The sequence below is a fragment of the Variovorax sp. F042 genome, assembly GCF_057814215.1.
On record NZ_JBVASX010000001.1, the window covers coordinates 1,124,637 to 1,143,217 of the forward strand.

The following is an 18,581-nucleotide window of genomic DNA, read 5'->3' on the forward strand; positions in this document are numbered from 1 at the left end:
CCCATAATGAAGGCTTGATTGGGCAAATGGTTGCGAATGAGCCTCGCCGTATTTGCGAATCTTGCGAATAACCGGATCAAGCGATGAAGAAGACTTTCATGGGCGTGCGGCTGCGCAGCCTGCGCGAAGAGCGCGGCCTGAGCCAGCTCGCGCTCGCGCAGCAGTTGGGCCTGTCGCCCAGCTACCTGAACCAGATCGAGCAGAACCAGCGGCCGCTCACGGTGCCGGTGCTTCTGCGCCTGCATGCCACGCTGGGCGTCGACATCCAGGCCTTCTCCGAAGACGAAGAAGCGCGCCTCATCGCCAGCCTGCGCGAGGCACTGGCCGACAACCCCGGCGGCGATGCCGTCGCGCTGGCCGAGCTGCGCGAAGTCGCCACCCAGATGCCCGCCGTGGGCCGCGCATTGGTCGCGCTGCACCAGCGCCACCGCGATGCGATGGAGCGGCTCGAAGCACTGGCAGGCGAACTCGGCGACGGACGCGGCGATCTCGCACGAATGCCGCAGGCGCGGCCCATGCCCTTCGAGGAAGTGCGCGACTTCTTCTTCGCGCACCAGAACCACATCGCGCCGCTCGATGAAGCGGCCGAAGCCCTCGCCGCGCAATGGCGCCTGCGAGAAGGCAGCCCCGGCGACCGCCTCGCGCGCCAGTTGCTCGATGCGCATGGCGTGCGGGTTGTGCCCGCCGAAGACGGCGAGGCCGGCGCGCAGCGGCGCTACGACCCGGGCTCGCGCGTGCTGCGGCTCTCGCCCTACCTGGAGCCCGGGCAGCATGCATTCCAGCTCGCCACGCAGCTCGCCTTCTTCGAAGTGGGCGACATGCTCGACGAGCTGGTGGCCGCCGCGCCGCTGTCGAGCGACACGGCCCGCTCGCTCGCGCGCATCGGCCTGGCCAACTACTTCGCCGCCGCGCTGCTGCTGCCCTACGGCGAGTTCCTCGAAACTGCCGAGCAGCTGCGCTACGACATCGACCAGCTGGCGCGCCGCTTCGGCGTGGGCTTCGAGACCATCTGCCACCGCCTGAGTTCGCTGCAGCGGCCCGAGGCACGAGGCGTGCCTTTCTTCCTGATCCGCGTCGATCGCGCGGGCAACATCTCGAAGCGGCAATCGGCCACGCACTTCCACTTCTCGAAGACCGGCGGCACCTGCCCGTTGTGGAACGTGTACGAGGCCTTCGCGCAGCCCGGCCGCGTGCTCACGCAGCTCGCTCGCATGCCAGACGGACGCGCCTATCTCTGGATTGCACGCACCGTGTCGCACGGCTATCGCGGCTACGGTTCGCCCAACAAGACCTTCTCGATCGGGCTGGGCTGCGACATCAGCCACGCCACGCGGCTGGTCTATTCAAAGGGCATGGACTTGCGCGATCCCGATGTGCCCACACCCATCGGCGCGGGCTGCAAGGTGTGCGAGCGCGAGGCCTGCCCGCAGCGCGCGTTTCCGTTCGTGGGCCGGCCGCTCGACGTGGACGAGAACCAGAGCCGGTTCATGCCTTACGCGGCAGCACCGTCCGGCAACAACGCGATCGTCAGGAGCGCGGCCAAGCGCGCACCAGGGTCCGCAGCGCGACCCCGCCGCTCCCCTTGACCTCGGCGCGATAAGTGCCCACCAGGGCCTCGCGCTCGGCTGCGGCCTGCGGGTCGTTGCGCCAGGCCAGCAAGGCGGCCACATCGGCATCGGGCAGCGCAGCGAGCAGTGCCTGCGTTACCTGCTTTTCGAACTCGCGCGCCACCAGCATCAGGTTGCGCGGGCGCGTCGACGTCACACCACGCGACCACAGCGTGTCGAGAGCCATGTCGAGCGTGCGGTCCGGCAGCGAGCTGAGTTGTCCGCCGTTGCCGCGCGCCAGTTGCTTGACCACCGCGCTCATCAGCAGCTGGCTTGAAAAGTCGATCTCGCGAACATCGGCCACGGCCATGCGTTCGAGCAGTTCGGTGCGCACGGGATCGGCCGGCTTGGCGCGCTCGCGGTTGAAGAACTCGGCCCTGCTGGCCTCGCTCATCGCGGTGTAGTCGGTGCGCAGCTTCACGAAGCGGGCCACAGCGGCCTGCACTTGCGGGCTGAGTGCGGCACCGCCGTTGCCTGCCGATGCCACTTCCTGCTGGATAGCGGACACCGAGGCAGCGGTGTTGAATGCGCGCGTGGCGGCCGTGTCCAGCGCCTTGAGCGCCTTGTCGGCGATGGCCTGGTCATCGGGGTCAAGCAGTTCCTTCGCACCGCGCGCGACAGCGCCGGGTGCATAAGAAGCCTGGTAGCGCGCCTGCACGCCTTCGAACTGCAGGAGTGCTTCCGCGCGGTTCTGCGCCCAGCCCATCAACGGGGCCAGAAACAGCAAAAGCAACAGGGAGAAACGGAACGGCGAAAGACGGATCGGAGAGAGCATGGTGCCATTATTGGCACACCTGCCCGCTCCCCACGTCGCGCCATCTTGTGAAGTAACTCAAAAGTTCAGGCTCGTCGCCATGGAATCGAAACGTGCCGGCTTGCAGCCAAGCAACTGGATGTGACCGGCCGCGAGGCATATGATTCAACCGAGATATTTCGCAAATTCGATTGAATAATTTTCATGCTCCAGTCGATCCTCGAAATACGTCATCTGCGCACGCTCATCGCGCTTCGCGACACCGGCAGCCTGGTGCGCGCGGCGCAATTGCTCAACCTCACGCAATCGGCGCTGTCGCACCAAATCAAGCTGCTCGAAGACCGCTACGACGCACAGCTGTTCGAGCGCAAGTCGGTGCCGCCGCAGTTCAGCACCACCGGCCTGCGTCTGCTGCAGTTGGCCGACACGGCGCTGCCGCTCATCGAAGAAGCCGAGCGCGACGTGGCGCGGCTCGCGCTGGGGCGCAGCGGCCAGCTGCGCATCGTGGTCGAGTGCCACGCCTGCTTCGACTGGCTCATGCCGGCAATGGATGCGTTCCGCCAACGCTGGCCCGAGATCGAGCTCGACATCGTCTCGGGCTTTCACTCCGACCCGATCGCGCTGGTGACGCAGAACCGCGCCGAAGTGGCGGTCGTGTCCAGGGAAGGCTCCGACGAAGCGGTGGACTATCACGCGCTGTTCCGCTTCGAAATCATGGCCCTGCTGGCCAACGACCATCCGCTGACGGCCAAGGCCTATCTCACCGCGCGCCACTTCACTGACCAGACGCTCATCACCTACCCCGTGCCCGATGAAGTGATCGACGTCGTGCGGCAGGTGCTGGCGCCTGCGGGCGCGGAGCCTGCGCACCGGCGCACGACCGAGCTCACGGTGGCGATGCTGCAGCTGGTGGCGAGCGGGCGCGGCGTGGCAACACTGCCGCTGTGGGCGGTGCAGAACTACCTGGACCGCGGCTACGTCACAGCCCGGCGCGTGGGCAGCAAGGGGTTGACGGGGCGGCTCTACATGGCATGCACGCCGGGCACGTCGGAGCAGCCGTGGCTGGCGGACTTCGTGCGCATCACGCGAGAGAACTGCTTCAGGAGCCTGCCGGGAATCGAACTGCTCTGAGCGTTTTTTCTCTTCAGAACCGCGTGCCCACCGACAGCCGCACCATGTCCTGCGCGGTGAAGTTCACCTTCGGGTCGTAGGCCGCGCGAACGAACCAGCGCGGCCAGTCGTAGGTGACTGTCAGGCCCGCGCGGCGAATGAACCGGCCATCGACAGTGCCCTGCTTGGCCAGCAGGTCGACAGTCAGGCGTTGCCGCTCGGGCAACGGCACGCGGTAGATCAGATGCACGTCCTGCTGGTCGGGGTTCAGCCGGTTGTCGCGGATCAGCGAGAGCGACAGCGCCGTGCCGTCCGTCCACTTGTAGCCGCCATACACCGTGTACGAATCGTTTGGGTCGAAGTTCAGGTTCGCGTAGTTGCGAAGGTTGGTGCGGCCCAGCCCCGCGCCGACGAACCAGCTGTCGCCGGTTTCCACCGCCAGGCTGCCGCCCACGAACCCACCCGAGGCGGCCTGCAACGACGGCAGCACCCGCACCGGCCCCAGCGTGAAGGTGTGGTCCCACCCCACGCGCGGCTGCGCGAAGTCGAGTACCGGCGAGCGGAACCAGCCGATCCAGACATTGCCGTCGCCGTAGGTGTAGCGCAGGTTCATGTCCAGCCCTGGCCCTGCGGGAAGACCGCCGCCTAAAACCCGGTAGGCGCCCACGGTGAGCTTGAATGGCAGTTCGGCCGGTTCATCGTCGGCCCATGCGGCCGGCGCGAGGCACAGCAGGGCCGTGGCGGCGACGAATCTTCGATGGCGTGCCGGCGTGCTCAAAACATGCTCGCGCCGATGTTGATGAGCAACGCGAGCACAGTCGTGTTGAAGAGGTAGGCCAGGATGCAATGCACCGAGCCGATGCGCCGCAGAGGCTTGGACACGAAGGACACATCCGCCGTCTGCCCCGAGGTGCCGATCACCGCGGAGAAGTAGAAGAAGTCGCCGTAGGTCGGCGGGTCGTCATCCGGAAACTGGAGGCCGGGTTTTCGCCCCTGGCCCGCCCCAGCGTAGTAGTCATGCGCGTAGTGCAGCGTGAACATGATCTGCGTGAAGGCCCACGACGACATCACCGTGAGCCCGGCCAGCGTGATGTGCGCGATCTTCTCCAGGCCGTGCATGTCCTTCACCACCGCGAGTTCGCCGCCGATGGCCGCCAGGCTCGCAATGGCGGACACCACCACCAGCACGAGGATGACGATCTGCCCATCGTCCTGCATCTGCGCGCGATAGCGCATGTGCTGCTGCGACGACCGGGTCATCATGACCGCGGCCAGCAGCACGTACAGGCAGGCTCCCGTGTTCCACGCGATCAGCAGGCGCGTGACCAGGTGGGCTTCGACAGCCGAGGGTATGAGCACGCCGGTCGCAATGGCGATGGCCGTGGCAATGAAGAGTCGCGGCCGGGCGGCCATCTGGCGGAGGAATCTGTGTCGCTGGAGTTTCATCAAGGCTTGGGCACGGCACGCCGCCGGGGTGGCGGCGCTACGGCCTGACCTGCGACTGTCGACGATGCTCTCTTGCGGCTACCTGACGAAGCGCCTTTCTGGCGCACCGCGCCGAGCAGCCAGTCACGAAAAGCCGCGACTTTCGGCCGGTCGCGGCTGCCCTCGGGGCACACAAGGTAGTACGCGAAGTCTTCGAGCCACGTCACTTTCGAGAGCTGCACGAGCCGGCCCTGCGCGATCTCGGGAGCCATCATGGCCGCGGGCAGCAGCGCGGCGCCCTGCCCTGCGAGCACCGCCTGCAGCAACAGGCCAGCGTCGTCGAAAGAAGGCCCGCGCGCCGGGCCGGCATCTTCGATGCCCTGCGCCTCGAACCACAGGCGCCAGCCCTTGCGATCGGCATCGTTCACGCGCGGCCACTGCAGCAGGTCGGCCGGTTTCTTCGGCTTGCCGTATTCGACGACCAGCGCGGGAGCGGCGACGGGAACCATCTCGACCGTGAGCACGCGCTGGCTGGCAAGCCCGGGGTACTGGCCCATGCCGTGACGGATGGCGACGTCTACGCCGTCGCGCGAGAAATCGGCCAGCGCATTGCTGGTCAGCACCTGCAGGTCGATGTCGGGATGCGCGTCCTGGAAGGACTTCAGGCGCGGCACGAGCCACGCCGAAGCAAAGAACGGCGTGGCGCTCACGGTGAGCAGGCCGGTCTCCGCAGGCACGGCCACCTTCTGCGTGGCATCGCTGATCTGCCTGAAGGCATTGCGCACGGGCGGCAGATAGGCCTGGCCCGCGTCGGTCAGGAAGACGCCGCGATTGACGCGGCGGAACAGCTGCACGCCGAGATGCAGCTCCAGCGTCTTGACGAGCTGGCTCACGGCGCCGGGGGTCACGCACAGCTCGTCCGCCGCGTTCTTCACCGAGAGATGGCGCGCCGTGGCTTCGAAGGCGCGGAGTGCGTTGAGGGGCGGGAGCTGGTGTTCCATTATTTAGAAATTCTGATTCAGTAACAGCAGAAATTCTGGTTTGCGGCTCAGATTGATAAGCGGGAATATTCGCACACCCGAAATCAATCAATTCAGATATTCTGATCTTTAAAGGTCTATGCCCTTGAGCCACACGCCAACCTCATCGCAAGCCGGCGGCCTCTTCCGCGGCTGGCTGGTGGTCGCAGGCGCCTTTGCCGTGACCTTTGTCGGCTTCGGCAGCGCCTACACCTTCAGCGCCTTTCTCGAATCGCTGCAGAAAGACTTCGGTGCCTCGCGCGGCTCGGTCTCGCTGGTGTTCTCGCTGGCAGGCTTTCTCTACTTCGGCCTCGGCGTGCTCAGCGGCCCGCTGGCCGACCGCTGGGGTTCGCGGCGGCTGGCCGTCGCCGGCATGGTGCTGGTCGGGCTGGGGCTGGCGCTTGCGGGGCAGGCGCGAAGCCTGACGCAGATCTATCTCGCTTATGGGCTGGGCGTCGGCCTCGGGGTCGGCGCGTCGTATGTGCCGGTGCTGGGCGCGGTGCAGCGCTGGTTCGTCAGGCGGCGCGGCTTTGCCTCGGGGCTGGCCGTGAGCGGCATCGGCGTGGGCACGCTGGTGATGCCGCCGCTGGCATCGCTCTTCATCGAGACGCTCGGCTGGCGGAACGCCTACCTGGCGCTAGGCGCGCTGGCGATGGTGGTGGGCGTGGGCATGGCGCTGCTGATCGAGAACGACCCGCGCGACCGCGGGCTCGGCCCCGACGGCGATCCGCCGCAGCCTCTGGCCACGTCCGCCCAAGCCGAGGGCTTCACGGTGCGCGATGCCGTGCGCTCGCGGCGCTTCGCCGGCCTGTACGTGGCCTGCCTCATCAGTTCCTTCGGCCTGTTCGTGCCCTTCGTGCATCTGGTGCCCTACGCGCTGGACCATGGCGTGCCCAATGCGCATGCGGTGCTGCTGCTGGGCGCCATCGGCGTCGGCAGCACGGCCGGGCGCTTCTTTCTGGGCGGGCTGGCCGACCGTATGGGACGCGCGCAGACCATGCTGCTGATGTCGGCCGGCATGGCGCTGTCGCTGCTCGTGTGGGCAGCGTCCAGCGGCTTCTGGGGGCTGGCGGTGTTCGCGTTTTTCTACGGCGCGTTCTACGGTGGCTTTGTCGCGCTGCTGCCGGCGCTGGTGATGGACTACTTCGGCGGACGCAACATCGGCGCGATCATCGGCGTGCTCTACACCAGCGTGGCCTTCGGCACGCTGGTCGGCCCGGCCGCTGCGGGCTTTGCCTTCGACGTGAGCCGCAGCTACCTGCTGCCGATTCTTTTCAGCGTGGGGGCCAACCTCGTGGCGGCCGGCATCATGTGGGCGATGTCGCGGATGGACGCTTCTGCAAAGCTGGCCAGCACGGCCTCGCCGCGGGGTACAGTCGGGCATGACCCAAGCACCGCCCGCCGCTCCTAGTCCGCCTCCCGCATCGGCTGCACCTGCCGAAATCACGGAAAACCAGGCGATCATGCGCGCCTGGGTGCTTTTCACCGTGTTGTTCGTGGTGGTGATCGGCCTGCTTTGGGCCCTGCACTCCCACTACGGCTGACCACCGCCAGCGTCCGGCTCAGGACGCCTTCTGCACCAGCTTCAGCACGCTCGAAAAATCGAGCGCGCCATGGCCCGCGAGGCTGTGTGCCGCATACAGGCTGCGCGCCAACCCACCCAGCGGCGTTGCCGCGCGCACGGCGGTCGCGTTTTCCTGCGCGAGCCCCAGGTCCTTGAGCATCAGGTCGGTACCGAAGCCGCCGGCATAGTTCTTCGAGGCGGGCGAGGTTTCCATCACGCCCGGCATCGGGTTGTACTTTTCGAGCGCCCAGTTGCCGCCCGAGCTGCGGCGCATGATCTCCGACAGCACCTTCGGATCGAGCCCGTTGGCCACGCCCAGCGCCAGCGCCTCCGAAGTGCCGATCATCAAAATGCCGAGCAGCATGTTGTTGCAGATCTTCGCTGTCTGCCCCGCACCGGCAGCGCCGGCGTGGAAGATGTTGGCTCCCATCTTTTCGAGCACCGGACGCGCGCGCTCCAGGTCTTGCACTTCGCCGCCGACCATGAAGGTCAGCGTGCCGGCAATCGCGCCGCCAGTGCCGCCCGACACGGGCGCATCGATCATCGCGATGCCCTTGACGGCGGCCGCTTCAGCCACCTTGCGCGACGTGGCCGCGGCGATGGTGCTGCTGTCGATCACCAGCGTGCCGGCGCGAATGCTGTCGAGCAGGCCGGGCTTGCCAGCGCCACCGAGGAACAGGCCCTCGACATGCGCGCTGGCCGGCAGCATGCTGATGACGACCTCGGCGTCGACCACCGCTTCTGCAGCCGAAGCGGCAATGGGCAGGCCCTCGCCGCCGAACTTCTTGCAGGCCTCGGCCGAGAGGTCGAAGGCGCTGAGCGTGTGGCCGGCCTTGAGCAGGTTCATGGCCATCGGGCCGCCCATGTTGCCGAGGCCGATGAATGCGATCTTCATTTGTCTTGTCTCCGTTGTTCTGTGCGGGAAATGATGAAACTCAGACCAGCGACGCCAGCTCGGCAGGCATTTCGCCGCGCGGGCGCAGGTGGTCTTCGATGAAGGCGGGCGTGATCTCGTCGAGCGTGGCCGGGCTCCAGCGCGGGTTGCGGTCCTTGTCGACCAGCACGGCGCGGATGCCTTCGGCAAAGTCCTTGTGCGCGCAGAAGCCCAGCGAAGCCCAATACTCAAGGCGGAACACTTCGGCCAGCGACATGCGCAGCACACGCTGCCACAGCTCGAAGCTCAGCGCAGCCGAACTCGGCGCGCCCTTGGCGAAGGTCTTGGCCGCCGTCTGCAGCCACGCGTCGTCGCTTTGCAGGTCATGCAGGCGCTTCGCGATGTCGAGCAGGTCGTCGCCGGCCATCAGGGCGTTGATGATGTCGTAGTGCTCTCGCACCTTCGAGGCCGGCATCTCCGCCCCCTCGCCTGCCTTGGCGAGGATGCGCGACAGCGTGGCGCGGTCGGCCTTCTGCTCGCCTGCCCACCGCGTGGCGCCGATAGCTTCGAGCACTTCGCCCTTGCGCTCCTGCGGTACCAGCACATCGGCCAGTCCGCAGAAGATGGTGTCTGCGGCATTCACGTTGGCAGCCGTGAGCGCGAGAAACAGCCCCGTGCGGCCCGGCGTGCGGCGCAGGAACCAGCTGCCGCCCACGTCGGGGTACAGGCCGATGTTGATCTCGGGCATCGCGATGCGGCTTTGCAGCGTCATCACGCGGTGCGATGCGCCGGCCAGCAGGCCCACGCCGCCGCCCATCACGATGCCGTGGCCCCAGCACAGGAAGGGCTTGGGGAAGGTGTGGATCAGGTAGTCGAGCTCGTACTCTTCGCGGAAGAAGTCTTCGGCGTAGGTGTTGCGCGCGGGACCGCAGTCGAGCAGCGTCTGGTAGAGCTGGCGCAGGTCGCCGCCGGCGCAGAAGGCCTTCTCGCCTGCCGCCTGCAGCAGCACGCCGACGATGCCGGCGTCTTGCGCCCACTCGCGCAGCTTTGGCGTGAGCAGGCGCACCATGTCCACGGACAGCGCGTTGAGCGAAGCCGGTGCGTTGAGCGTGGCTACGGCAAAGCGCTGGCCACCGGCGGTCTTGATTTCGTCGAAGAGAACTACGGAGTCGGTCATTGTCTTGAGGGGTTCTGGATGCGGGGCTTCAGCGGATATCGCTGTCCCCTTCCAGCAATTTTCGCGCAACGATCACGCGCATGATCTCGTTGGTGCCTTCGAGGATCTGGTGAACCCGCGCATCGCGAACCAGCCGCTCCAGCGGAAACTCGCTGAGGTAGCCGTAGCCCCCGTGCAGCTGCAGCGCGTCGTTGCAGACGTTGAAGCCCGCATCGGTCGCAAAGCGCTTGGCCATCGCGCAATAGGTGCTCGCATCGGCATGGCCAGCATCGAGCTTCGATGCCGCGAGCCGCACCATCTGCCGCGCAGCAACCAGTTCGGTCGCCATGTCGGCCAGCTTGAACTGCAGCGCCTGGAAGCTCGCCAGCGGCTTGCCGAACTGCTGGCGCTCGTGCAGGTAGCGGCGCGCTGCATCCAGCGCGCCCTGCGCAGCACCCACCGAGCAGGTCGCGATGTTGATGCGCCCGCCGTCCAGCCCTTTCATGGCGATGCGAAAGCCCTCGCCTTCCTTGCCCAGCAGGTTCTGCGCGGGGATGCGCACGTTGTCGAAATTGATGGTGCGCGTGGGCTGGCTGTTCCAGCCCATCTTGTGCTCCTTCTTGCCGTAGCTGATGCCCGGCGCGTCAGCCGGCACCGCAAAGGCCGAGATGCCGCTCGCGCCCGCACCACCCGTGCGTGCCATCAGCACCAGCACGTCGGTCGAGCCCGCGCCCGAGATGAAGGCCTTGCCGCCGTTGATGACGTACTCGGCGCCCTGCAGCTCGGCGCGCGTCTTGAGCGAGCCAGCATCCGAACCGGCGCCGGGCTCGGTCAGGCAGTACGAGGCGAGCTTGCGCCCGCTCGTCAGTTCTTCGCCCCACTGCTGCGCCACTGCATCGGTCGCCCAGGTGCCGAGCATCCACGTCGCCATGTTGTGGATCGTGATGAAGGCCGTGGTCGAGGGGTCGACCGCGGCCATCTCCTCGAACACCAGCGCTGCGTCGAGTCGCGGCAGGCCGAGGCCGCCGACGCGCTCGGGCGCATAGAGGCCGCAGAAGCCCAGTTCGCCGGCCTTTGCGATGGCCTCCTTCGGGAAGATGGCCTCGGCGTCCCACTGCGCCGCATGCGGCGCGAACTCGGCCTGTGCAAAGTCGCGCGCACTCTGTGCGAAGGCGCGCTGCTCTTCGGAAAGTTCGAAGTCCATCCGGCGGACTTCTTACTTGAGGCTGATCGTCGTGTTCACGCCGTGCGAGACGGTGCTGTCGTCGAACCAGCGTGCCGTCACCGTCTTGGTCTGCGTGTAGAACATGATGACCTGCTTGCCGTACGGGCCCAGGTCGCCCAGCTTCGACGCACGCGAGCCGGTGAACGAGAACATCGGAACCGGCACCGGAATCGGCACGTTGATGCCGACCTGGCCCACGTCGATGTCTTCCTGGAAGCGGCGCGCCGCAGCGCCCGACTGCGTGAAGATCGCCGTGCCGTTGCCGTTCGGGTTGCTGTTGATCAGCTCGATGGCTTCGTCGATGTTCTCTGCATCGGCAATGCAAAGCACCGGGCCGAAGATTTCCTGGTCATAGATCGTCATGCCGGGCTTCACGCCGGTGAAGATCGTCGGGCCGACGAAATTGCCCTTCTCGTAGCCGGGTACGGTGGGCTTGCGGCCGTCGAGCACCAGTTGAGCACCGTCAGCTTCGCCACGTTCGATGAGGCTGTTGACGCGGTCGTACGCCGCGCACGAAACCAGCGGGCCCACGTCCACGCCCTTTTCAGTGCCGGCGCCGATCTTCAGCGTCTTCGCCTTCTCGATGAGCTCGGGCACCCAGTTGCGCGCCTCGCCCACCAGCACCGCGACCGACACGGCCATGCAGCGTTGACCGGCGGCACCGAAGCTCGCGCCGGCCAGCGCATTGAGCGTCTGCTCCTTGTTCGCGTCGGGCATCACGATGGCGTGGTTCTTCGCGCCCATCATGCATTGCGCGCGCTTGCCGTTCAGCGTGGCGCGGTTGTAGACGTGTGTGCCGACCTTGGTCGAACCCACGAAGCTGATCGCCTTGATGTCCTTGTGATCGCAGATGCCGTTGACGATGGCTTCGCCGCCATGCACCACGTTCAGCACGCCGGGCGGAATGCCGGCTTCCAGCGCCAGTTCGCACAGGCGCATGGTGACCATCGGGTCCTGCTCGGAGGGCTTCAGCACGAAGGTGTTGCCGGTGACGATGGCCATCGGGAACATCCACAGCGGAATCATGGCCGGGAAGTTGAACGGCGTGATGCCGGCGCACACGCCCAGCGGCTGCAGCAGCGTGTAGGTATCGACGCCATTGGCCACGTTGTTGGCCAGCTCGCCGAGCTGCAGGTTTCCGATGTTCGATGCGTGCTCGACCACTTCGAGGCCGCGGAACACATCGCCTTCCGCGTCGGGCAGCGTCTTGCCCTGCTCGGCCGTGAGGATCGCGGCGAGCTCGCCCATGTGTTCGCGAATGAGTTGCTGCAGCTTCAGGAAGATGCGGGCGCGCGCACCGATGGGCGTCTTGCGCCAGGTCTTGAAGGCTTCCTTGGCAGAGGCCACGGCGGCATCCAGCTCGGCCGGAGTCGCGAAGGGCACGCGGGCCAGCACCTGCTGCGTGGCCGGATTGACGACGTCGCGCCATTCGGTGGTCTTCGATTCGACCAGCTTGCCGCCGATCAGCAATTTGACGGTGGCGACCTGGGTCGAGGGCGTGGTGGTGGCGTCCATGGGGTTTGTCTCCTGTGAATCCGGTGAAATTCGGGTGCCGGTCTGGCCGGTTCGGTCACGCATCCTAGCTTTGCAGATTTGCCATGACAATAGACAAATATGCGCGGCCGCTTTGCAAAAATGCAGAGCCTCAAACCAAAAACACGAGGGCACATGGACTGGGACAACCTTCGCTACTTCCTCGAACTCGCCCGCTCGGGCACCCTGATGAGCGCGGCCCGCCGGCTCGAGGTCGACCACACCACCGTCGCGCGCCGCATCCAGGCACTGGAAAAGGAAGTCGGCGCCCCGCTCTTCTCGCGCGAATCGGGCGGCCACCGGCTCACCGAGGCGGGCCGGCGGCTGCAACCGCAGGTCGAGGCAATGGAGAGCGCCTTCCGCACCGTTGAAAGCGCAGCGCCGGCCTCGCAGGAAGGCTTGTCGGGGCTGGTGCGCATCGGCGCGACCGAGGGCTTCGGTACGGTGGTGCTGGCGCCGCAGCTGGCGCTGTTCGCGGTGCAGCATCCGAAGCTCACCATCGACCTGCTCGCGATGCCGCGCCTCGTGCATCTGTCGCGGCGCGAGGCCGACATCGTGATCTCGCTCGAGCGCCCGGCGCGCGGGCCGGTGGTGGTCACCAAGCTCACCGACTACACGCTGCGGCTCTACGTCTCGAAAAAGTACCTGGCCGCACACAAGCCCATCAAGACGCGCGAAGACCTGCGCGGCCACACCTTCATCAGCTACGTCGACGACCTGCTTTTCAGCAAGGAACTGCAGTACCTCGACGAACTGCACCGCCCCGACGCCTTCGCGCTGCGCAGCACCAGCGTGCTCGCACAGCACAGTGCAGTGGTCGCGGGCGCAGGCATCGCGGTACTGCCAGCCTTCATCGCGGAGAACGACAACGCGCTGCGCCCCGTGCTGCCCGGGCAAGCGAACTTCACGCGCACGTTCTGGATGTCGATGCCGGCGGAGACCAAGCATCTCGGGCGCATGCAGACGGTGTGGAACTTCCTGCGCGAGACGGTACAGGCGCGGCAGGCGCTGTTGCTTCTGGCCCCGCCCGGCGATGAGAATGGCGCGTCACAGCAGCAGCAGCAACGCCCGGCCCGCCCGCGCAGGCCAGCCCCGTAGCCAGCCCCCAAACACGGAGACCCGCCCCATGCCACGCCACCGCCCCGCACGTCTTGAACACATCGCAGGCATCGGCGTCGACCGCATGGGTGCCATTGCCGACGATGCCGATGGCCCGCCGTTTCTTCGGCTCGAGAACCTCGACGTCGACATCCCGCCCGACCCCGAAGCCATTGCGCGCACCGTGCGTGGGGCCTCGGAAGATTCGGACAACAGCTACTTGCCCTTCGTCGGCCAGTCGCGATTGCGCGATGTGGCGGCGCGGCATGTGTCGGCGCTGTCGGGCGTGGCGTACAGCGGCGCGCGCAACTGCGTGATCTCGGCAGGCGGGCTCTCGGGCATCCTCAACGCGCTGCTCGCGACCGTCGAGGTGGGCGACGAAGTGCTGGTGACCGATCCGACCTACGCGGGGCTGCTCAACCGCATCCGCCTCGCCGGCGGTACGCCGAAGTACGTGCCGTTCCAGTTCAACCCCAGTGGCGAATGGAAGCTCGATCGCGCCGCGCTGCAAGCCGCCGTCGGTCCCCGCGTGCGCGTGATGCTGCTGATGTCGCCCTCGATGCCCACGGGCGGCTGCTTCGATGAAGACGACTGGCGCGCCATCGCCGCACTGTGCGTGCAGCACGACCTGACGCTGATCCTCGACAGCGCCATGGAACGCCTGCTGTTCGACGGCCGGCAAGTGATCCACCCGGCAGGATTGCCCGGCATGGCCGAGCGAACGATCACCGTAGGCTCGTCGGCCAAGGAGCTGCGCATGATCGGCTGGCGCGTCGGCTGGACCGTGGCGCCGGAAAGCTACATGCCTGATCTCGTGGCCGTGTCGCTGGCCAATGTGGTGGTGCCGGTGGGCATCGCGCAGGATGCAGTGGCAACGGCGCTGGAACAATCGGTGCGCACGCTCGCGCCGTACGTGGGCGAGCTGGAGCGGCGGCGTGACACGGTGCTGGACGAACTTCGCGGCCTGCCTGTCGGTGTGCCGGGCGGCGGCTGGTCGCTGCTGCTGCGCACGAGCGACTTCGGCATCGATGGGCAGACGCTGTCGCAGCGCCTGCTGTCGCATCGCGTCTGCGCCACGGCAATGCAAGGCTGGGGCGAGACGCATGGCGCGCAGTATCTGCGCTTCGTGTTTTCCAACGAGCCGGTCGAGCGGCTGCGCGGGTTGGGAGACAAGGTGCGGGCTGCGCTGGGCGCCTGAGCGCTCAGGACAAGCTCAGGAAAAAAGGCGCTTCAGAAATCCAGGCTTTGCCGCGGGCGCTGCAGCCTTCTCCAGCAGTTCGATCAGCCCTTCCACGCGCGGCTTCTTGAGCCGGCGCGCATAGTCGATGTAGCTCTCGTCCTTGTCCATCCTGTAGAGCCGCGGCGGCATCGGCAGGCCTTGCACCGCGCCCAGCAACACTCGCAGCACGTCGATCTGGTTCATGCGGATGGCGCTCGTGATCGCGGACTCGCCGAACGACGGAATGATCTCGTTGGACTGTGCGAGGCCCGCACCGAGCAGGGCCTTGATCGCCGCCACATCGCCTTCGACAGCCGCCGCGCCCAATGCATCGAGCGCCGCCGACTTTTCGGGCGAGAGACTGGCCTTGTAGGCATCGCTGCGCTTGTCGTCCTCGTCGCGTGCGTCGCCGCCTTCCATGATCATGAAGTCGGTCACCAGCGCCACGGGTTCGCCTGCCGCGTCGAGCGCCCAGAAGCTGGGGTAGCTGCCGTCGCCCCAGCCCGAGCGGAAGATCACCATGTTGCTCGCCGAGCCCGGCCCGAGCGGGTAGTGGTCAACGACGTTGGCGTCGCCCATCTCGCCCGCGAGCACGTCGTCGTAGTAGCTGATGAAATCGGGGTCGGCGGATTCGCGCTTGTCGCGCTCGGCCATGGCGGCTGCGGCGTCGGGGTCCATGAAGCAGCCGACGCCTGCGTCGACCGGGTAGCCGTAGAACTCGCCGTCGCCCAACGCTTCGAGCGACTCCCCTTCCATCAGCGCCATCTGCCAGTTCAGATCGGCGGCGCGCAGGCTGCCGCGGTCACGCAGCCACAGCACCGCCAGCGCATGCCGGCCCTTGTCGTGCAGCACTTCGACGGGGAAGGCGCCGCGCGCCTGCAGCTCGCGCGCCAAGGGTTGCCGTTCGGGCTGCACCAGCGGATCGCAGGCCACCACGCGCCCGCTCGTGATCTGCACCGGGCCGCAGGGCAGCCGCGCCAGGTGCCGCGCGCGCAGCGCATCGTCGTCGAGGAAAACGGCCTGGAGGTTGTCGATGTCGAGGTAGGGCATCGGCCCAGTTTCTCACTTCGCTGTGTCGGCCGGCCACACCGGCGGATGGCTGCCCGGCGGCATCGAAGGGCGCGGCCACGCGGCGGGCGTTCGCGACAGCTGCGCGCTGTGGCGCAGCGCGGCCAGTTCACCAAAGCCGGAGGCCGAGGTCTCGACGCACGGCTTGAGGTCGGGCCTTGCAATCGACAAGCCGCCGGGCACGCGACCGAGGCTGCGCAGCCAATGCCCCGTCTGCGCCAGCGACACCTGCACCTGCCAGCTGCCGCCCTCCTGCTGCTGTCGCCACAGCGCAGCGGCGGCACCGAATGCGATCAGGTAGCCGGTCGCTTCGTCGAGGATCTGCATCGGCAGCGGCTTCGGCTTGCCATCGCCGGCGGCCTCGCCTTCGGCGTGGTTGAAGCCCATTGCGGTCTGCACGAGCGAATCGAAACCGCGGCGATTGGCCCACGGACCTTGGGTGCCGTAGGCCGTCAGCGACACGCACACGATGCCCGGCCGCAACCGCGCCAGCTCCGCCGGCCCGAAGCCCAGCGATGCGATGCCGCCGGGCCGGTAGCCCTGCACGAAGACATGCGCCTGCGTGGCGAGCTGCTGCAGCACGGCCCGGCCCTCGTCGGTGCGCAGGTCCACATGCGTCGAGAGCTTGCCGCGGCTGGTGTCGGCGATGGATTCGATGTTCGGCAGGTTCGGCGAATTGACGAGCATCACGTCGGCGCCATACGCCGCCAGCGCGCGGCCACCGACCGGACCCGCGAGGATCCGCGTCAGATCCAGCACGCGCACGCCGGTGAGTGGCCGTTGATCTTCGCGCAGCGGCGTCAGCGCGAGCGGCGGTGCGTCGCCGATCCGTTCGATGGTGAACAGCGGTTGCGCCGCAATGGCCTGGCCTTGCGGCGTTGCGTCCCACTCGTCGAAACGGCGCAGCGCGGTTGCCACCAGCCCTTGCGCAGCGGCGGCATCCTCGAATTCATGCGCGCGCCAGGTCGCCATCACCGCCTCGGCTTCGGCGCGCGTGGCAGTGGCCGGGTCCAGCTTCATGAGCCTCAACGCCCCATCGCGGTGATGCGCAAAGTTCGCGTGAATGCGCACCCAACCATCGGCGCAGCGGTACAGCCCCGAGAAGGTGTCCCACGGATTGGGCACGCGCCCGTCGAGGCTGAACCAGCCGGTGCAGTCGAGCGCCGCATGCTGCATGTCGACGCCGACCTGCTGGCGCGCCGAACCTCGCAGGTGCCCGAGCTCGCAGGCAGCCAGTGCCGCCGCAGCGATGGTGCTCTGTGCCGCCACGCCGACAGCGAAAGACGACGGCAGCACCGGGTCGGCGCCCGTAAGCCGTACAAACGGCAAGGCTTCTGCGGGCAAGCCTGCCTGCCGCCAGATGCCGCCCAGAACTTCGCTTGCATTCATTCCTGTGTGCTCCAAAGAAAAAGGCAGGGCCCGCTCTCGCGGCCCTGCCCTTCGTTGTCGTTACGTTCGCTGCCCTGTTACTGGATCAGCTTGGCGCCGGTCTTGGACTGCAGCGTGTCGAAGCTGACGCCCGGCGCCAGCTCGACGACCTTCAGGCCCTCGGGCACCACATCCATCACGGCCAGGTCGGTGATGATGCGGTCGACCACGCCCACGCCCGTCAGCGGCAGGGTGCACTTCTCGAGGATCTTCAGGTCCTCGGTGCCGTCCTTCTTCTTGGCCACGTGTTCCATCAGCACGATCACGCGCTTCACGCCAGCCACCAGGTCCATCGCACCGCCCATGCCCTTGACCATCTTGCCGGGGATCATCCAGTTGGCGAGGTCGCCCTTGGTGCTGACCTGCATCGCGCCCAGGATCGACAGGTTGATCTTGCCGCCGCGAATCATCGCGAAGCTGTCATGGCTGCCGAAGATGGCCGAGCCGGGCAGCGTGGTCACGGTCTGCTTGCCGGCGTTGATCAGGTCGGCGTCGACCTGGTCTTCGGTCGGGAAGGGGCCAATGCCGAGCATGCCGTTCTCGCTCTGCAGCCACACTTCTTTCGTGCCGGTGTGGTTGGCCACCAGCGTCGGAATGCCGATGCCGAGGTTGACGTAGAAGCCGTCTTCGAGTTCTTGCGCGGCACGGGCCGCCATCTGGTCTTGGGTCCAGGGCATCTCAGGCTCCTTCTTTCTTGTTGGCGGGCACGGTGGGCACGGGCACTTCGCTGGTGGCGGCGGCCTGGGCGATGGCGGTCTGGGCCTCGACCTTGGCGGCGGCGGCATCGACCGAGGCGCTCACGGTGCGCTTCTCGATGCGCTTCTCGGGGCTGGCGTTGAGCACGATGCGGTGCACGTAGATGCCCGGCAGGTGGATGTCGTCGGGAGCCAGCTCGCCCACTTCGACGATCTTCTCGACCTCGACGATGCAGATCTTGCCGGCCATGGCAGCGGCCGGGTTGAAGTTGCGCGCCGTCAGGCGAAAGCGCAGATTGCCCGACTTGTCGGCTACGTCGGCCTTGACCAGTGCCACGTCGGGCACGAGCGAACGTTCCATCACGTAGGTTTCGCCGTCGAATTCGCGCAGCTCCTTGCCTTCGGCCACTTGCGTGCCCACGCCGGTCTTGGTGAAGAAGGCCGGAATGCCCGCGCCGCCGGCGCGCAGCTTCTCGGCCAGCGTGCCCTGGGGCGTGAATTCGAGCTCGAGTTCGCCGGCCAGGTACTGGCGCTCGAACTCCTTGTTTTCGCCCACGTAGGAGGCGACCATCTTCTTGATCTGGCGCGTTTCCAGCAGCTTGCCGAGGCCGAAGCCGTCGACGCCCGCGTTGTTCGAGACAACTGTGAGGTTCTGCACGCCGGAGTCCTTGAGCGCTTCGATCAGCGCTTCGGGAATGCCGCACAGACCGAAGCCGCCGACCGCGAGCATCTGCCCGTCGGCCACGACCCCCTTGAGTGCCGCGTCTGCGGAGGGATAAATCTTGTTCACTCGGGCTCCTTGATGG

At 67.0% G+C, this 18,581-nt stretch carries 18 protein-coding genes; 6 read left to right on the forward strand and 12 right to left on the reverse strand.

Annotation, left to right across the window (positions count from 1 at the left end; all coding sequences use genetic code 11):
• Positions 1–83 precede the first annotated feature (83 nt).
• The gene (locus ACZYSP_RS05405) at positions 84–1,586 is read left to right on the forward strand and encodes a short-chain fatty acyl-CoA regulator family protein (RefSeq protein WP_489013056.1); all 1,503 of its coding nucleotides are present in this window, start codon (positions 84–86) and stop codon (positions 1,584–1,586) included.
• On the opposite strand, the gene ACZYSP_RS05410 is transcribed toward ACZYSP_RS05405, so the two are convergent.
• Positions 1,528–2,382, reverse strand: a complete 855-nt coding sequence (locus ACZYSP_RS05410; RefSeq protein ID WP_093073328.1) for a hypothetical protein — start codon at positions 2,380–2,382, stop codon at positions 1,528–1,530. The two genes, ACZYSP_RS05405 and ACZYSP_RS05410, sit on opposite strands and share 59 nt — an antisense overlap.
• A 183-nt stretch (positions 2,383–2,565) precedes the next feature.
• Between ACZYSP_RS05410 and ACZYSP_RS05415 the strand changes: the two genes are divergently transcribed.
• On the forward strand, positions 2,566–3,492 hold the full coding sequence (locus ACZYSP_RS05415; RefSeq protein WP_093073326.1) for a LysR family transcriptional regulator: 927 nt from the start codon (positions 2,566–2,568) through the stop codon (positions 3,490–3,492).
• Between the two features lie 13 nt (positions 3,493–3,505).
• Here ACZYSP_RS05415 and ACZYSP_RS05420 read toward each other — a convergent pair whose 3' ends face one another.
• Genes ACZYSP_RS05420 through gcvA form a run of 3 tightly spaced genes read right to left on the reverse strand, consistent with a single transcriptional unit; the run spans position 3,506 to position 5,897 of the window.
• Positions 3,506–4,249 carry a hypothetical protein gene (locus ACZYSP_RS05420; RefSeq protein WP_256216611.1) on the reverse strand — a complete coding sequence of 248 codons (744 nt, stop codon included), beginning with the start codon at positions 4,247–4,249 and terminating at the stop codon, positions 3,506–3,508.
• Positions 4,246–4,884, reverse strand: a complete 639-nt coding sequence (locus ACZYSP_RS05425; RefSeq protein WP_093055659.1) for a DUF1345 domain-containing protein — start codon at positions 4,882–4,884, stop codon at positions 4,246–4,248. Before ACZYSP_RS05425 ends, ACZYSP_RS05420 begins: the two co-directional genes overlap by 4 nt.
• Before the next feature lie 32 nt (positions 4,885–4,916).
• The gene (gene gcvA, locus ACZYSP_RS05430; protein WP_436318391.1) at positions 4,917–5,897 is read right to left on the reverse strand and encodes a transcriptional regulator GcvA; all 981 of its coding nucleotides are present in this window, start codon (positions 5,895–5,897) and stop codon (positions 4,917–4,919) included.
• A gap of 118 nt (positions 5,898–6,015) precedes the next feature.
• Here gcvA and ACZYSP_RS05435 point away from each other — a divergent pair, with 118 nt between their 5' ends.
• Both ACZYSP_RS05435 and ACZYSP_RS05440 read left to right on the forward strand, forming a co-directional pair.
• Positions 6,016–7,326: an MFS transporter gene (locus ACZYSP_RS05435; protein WP_354338261.1), complete on the forward strand. Its 1,311-nt coding sequence runs from the start codon at positions 6,016–6,018 to the stop codon at positions 7,324–7,326.
• Positions 7,298–7,459: a hypothetical protein gene (locus ACZYSP_RS05440; protein WP_177192697.1), complete on the forward strand. Its 162-nt coding sequence runs from the start codon at positions 7,298–7,300 to the stop codon at positions 7,457–7,459. Before ACZYSP_RS05435 ends, ACZYSP_RS05440 begins: the two co-directional genes overlap by 29 nt.
• An 18-nt stretch (positions 7,460–7,477) precedes the next feature.
• Here ACZYSP_RS05440 and mmsB read toward each other — a convergent pair whose 3' ends face one another.
• Genes mmsB through ACZYSP_RS05460 form a run of 4 tightly spaced genes read right to left on the reverse strand, consistent with a single transcriptional unit; the run spans position 7,478 to position 12,249 of the window.
• Positions 7,478–8,374 (reverse strand): 3-hydroxyisobutyrate dehydrogenase, encoded by an 897-nt coding sequence (gene mmsB / locus ACZYSP_RS05445; protein ID WP_354338258.1) that lies wholly within the window; start codon positions 8,372–8,374, stop codon positions 7,478–7,480.
• Positions 8,375–8,414: 40 nt separating this feature from the next.
• Positions 8,415–9,530, reverse strand: a complete 1,116-nt coding sequence (locus ACZYSP_RS05450; protein WP_489013062.1) for an enoyl-CoA hydratase/isomerase family protein — start codon at positions 9,528–9,530, stop codon at positions 8,415–8,417.
• A gap of 28 nt (positions 9,531–9,558) precedes the next feature.
• A complete protein-coding gene (locus ACZYSP_RS05455) occupies positions 9,559–10,713 on the reverse strand; it encodes an acyl-CoA dehydrogenase family protein (RefSeq protein WP_354338255.1) in 1,155 nt (384 codons plus the stop codon).
• Positions 10,714–10,725: 12 nt separating this feature from the next.
• A complete protein-coding gene (locus ACZYSP_RS05460; RefSeq protein WP_093073314.1) occupies positions 10,726–12,249 on the reverse strand; it encodes a CoA-acylating methylmalonate-semialdehyde dehydrogenase in 1,524 nt (507 codons plus the stop codon).
• A gap of 153 nt (positions 12,250–12,402) precedes the next feature.
• Between ACZYSP_RS05460 and ACZYSP_RS05465 the strand changes: the two genes are divergently transcribed.
• Entirely contained in the window at positions 12,403–13,365 is a 963-nt protein-coding gene (locus ACZYSP_RS05465) for a LysR family transcriptional regulator (RefSeq protein ID WP_354338254.1), read from the forward strand.
• Positions 13,366–13,393: 28 nt separating this feature from the next.
• The gene (locus ACZYSP_RS05470) at positions 13,394–14,563 is read left to right on the forward strand and encodes a pyridoxal phosphate-dependent aminotransferase (protein WP_354338253.1); all 1,170 of its coding nucleotides are present in this window, start codon (positions 13,394–13,396) and stop codon (positions 14,561–14,563) included.
• A 15-nt stretch (positions 14,564–14,578) separates the two neighbouring features.
• On the opposite strand, the gene ACZYSP_RS05475 is transcribed toward ACZYSP_RS05470, so the two are convergent.
• From ACZYSP_RS05475 to ACZYSP_RS05490, 4 genes are all read right to left on the reverse strand, one after another.
• A complete protein-coding gene (locus ACZYSP_RS05475; RefSeq protein ID WP_354338252.1) occupies positions 14,579–15,634 on the reverse strand; it encodes a DUF4241 domain-containing protein in 1,056 nt (351 codons plus the stop codon).
• Between the two features lie 12 nt (positions 15,635–15,646).
• Positions 15,647–17,041, reverse strand: a complete 1,395-nt coding sequence (locus tag ACZYSP_RS05480; protein WP_354338250.1) for a CoA transferase — start codon at positions 17,039–17,041, stop codon at positions 15,647–15,649.
• 77 nt (positions 17,042–17,118) lie between these two features.
• Entirely contained in the window at positions 17,119–17,757 is a 639-nt protein-coding gene (locus tag ACZYSP_RS05485; RefSeq protein WP_093055639.1) for a 3-oxoacid CoA-transferase subunit B, read from the reverse strand.
• A gap of 1 nt (position 17,758) precedes the next feature.
• A complete protein-coding gene (locus ACZYSP_RS05490; protein ID WP_093055637.1) occupies positions 17,759–18,565 on the reverse strand; it encodes a CoA transferase subunit A in 807 nt (268 codons plus the stop codon).
• Positions 18,566–18,581: the final 16 nt, after the last annotated feature.

What these genes read in the sequence shown, in the direction of transcription:
- ACZYSP_RS05465 (WP_354338254.1), top strand. Translation starts at nt 12,403, where the DNA reads ATGGACTGGGACAACCTTCGCTACTTCCTCGAACTCGCCCGCTCGGGC.
- ACZYSP_RS05480 (WP_354338250.1), bottom strand. Translation starts at nt 17,041, where the DNA reads ATGAATGCAAGCGAAGTTCTGGGCGGCATCTGGCGGCAGGCAGGCTTG.
- ACZYSP_RS05455 (WP_354338255.1), bottom strand. Translation starts at nt 10,713, where the DNA reads ATGGACTTCGAACTTTCCGAAGAGCAGCGCGCCTTCGCACAGAGTGCG.
- gcvA (WP_436318391.1), bottom strand. Translation starts at nt 5,897, where the DNA reads ATGGAACACCAGCTCCCGCCCCTCAACGCACTCCGCGCCTTCGAAGCC.
- ACZYSP_RS05440 (WP_177192697.1), top strand. Translation starts at nt 7,298, where the DNA reads ATGACCCAAGCACCGCCCGCCGCTCCTAGTCCGCCTCCCGCATCGGCT.
- ACZYSP_RS05410 (WP_093073328.1), bottom strand. Translation starts at nt 2,382, where the DNA reads ATGCTCTCTCCGATCCGTCTTTCGCCGTTCCGTTTCTCCCTGTTGCTT.
- ACZYSP_RS05450 (WP_489013062.1), bottom strand. Translation starts at nt 9,530, where the DNA reads ATGACCGACTCCGTAGTTCTCTTCGACGAAATCAAGACCGCCGGTGGC.
- ACZYSP_RS05415 (WP_093073326.1), top strand. Translation starts at nt 2,566, where the DNA reads ATGCTCCAGTCGATCCTCGAAATACGTCATCTGCGCACGCTCATCGCG.
- ACZYSP_RS05435 (WP_354338261.1), top strand. Translation starts at nt 6,016, where the DNA reads ATGCCCTTGAGCCACACGCCAACCTCATCGCAAGCCGGCGGCCTCTTC.
- ACZYSP_RS05475 (WP_354338252.1), bottom strand. Translation starts at nt 15,634, where the DNA reads ATGCCCTACCTCGACATCGACAACCTCCAGGCCGTTTTCCTCGACGAC.
- ACZYSP_RS05425 (WP_093055659.1), bottom strand. Translation starts at nt 4,884, where the DNA reads ATGGCCGCCCGGCCGCGACTCTTCATTGCCACGGCCATCGCCATTGCG.
- ACZYSP_RS05405 (WP_489013056.1), top strand. Translation starts at nt 84, where the DNA reads ATGAAGAAGACTTTCATGGGCGTGCGGCTGCGCAGCCTGCGCGAAGAG.
- ACZYSP_RS05485 (WP_093055639.1), bottom strand. Translation starts at nt 17,757, where the DNA reads ATGCCCTGGACCCAAGACCAGATGGCGGCCCGTGCCGCGCAAGAACTC.
- ACZYSP_RS05460 (WP_093073314.1), bottom strand. Translation starts at nt 12,249, where the DNA reads ATGGACGCCACCACCACGCCCTCGACCCAGGTCGCCACCGTCAAATTG.
- mmsB (WP_354338258.1), bottom strand. Translation starts at nt 8,374, where the DNA reads ATGAAGATCGCATTCATCGGCCTCGGCAACATGGGCGGCCCGATGGCC.
- ACZYSP_RS05470 (WP_354338253.1), top strand. Translation starts at nt 13,394, where the DNA reads ATGCCACGCCACCGCCCCGCACGTCTTGAACACATCGCAGGCATCGGC.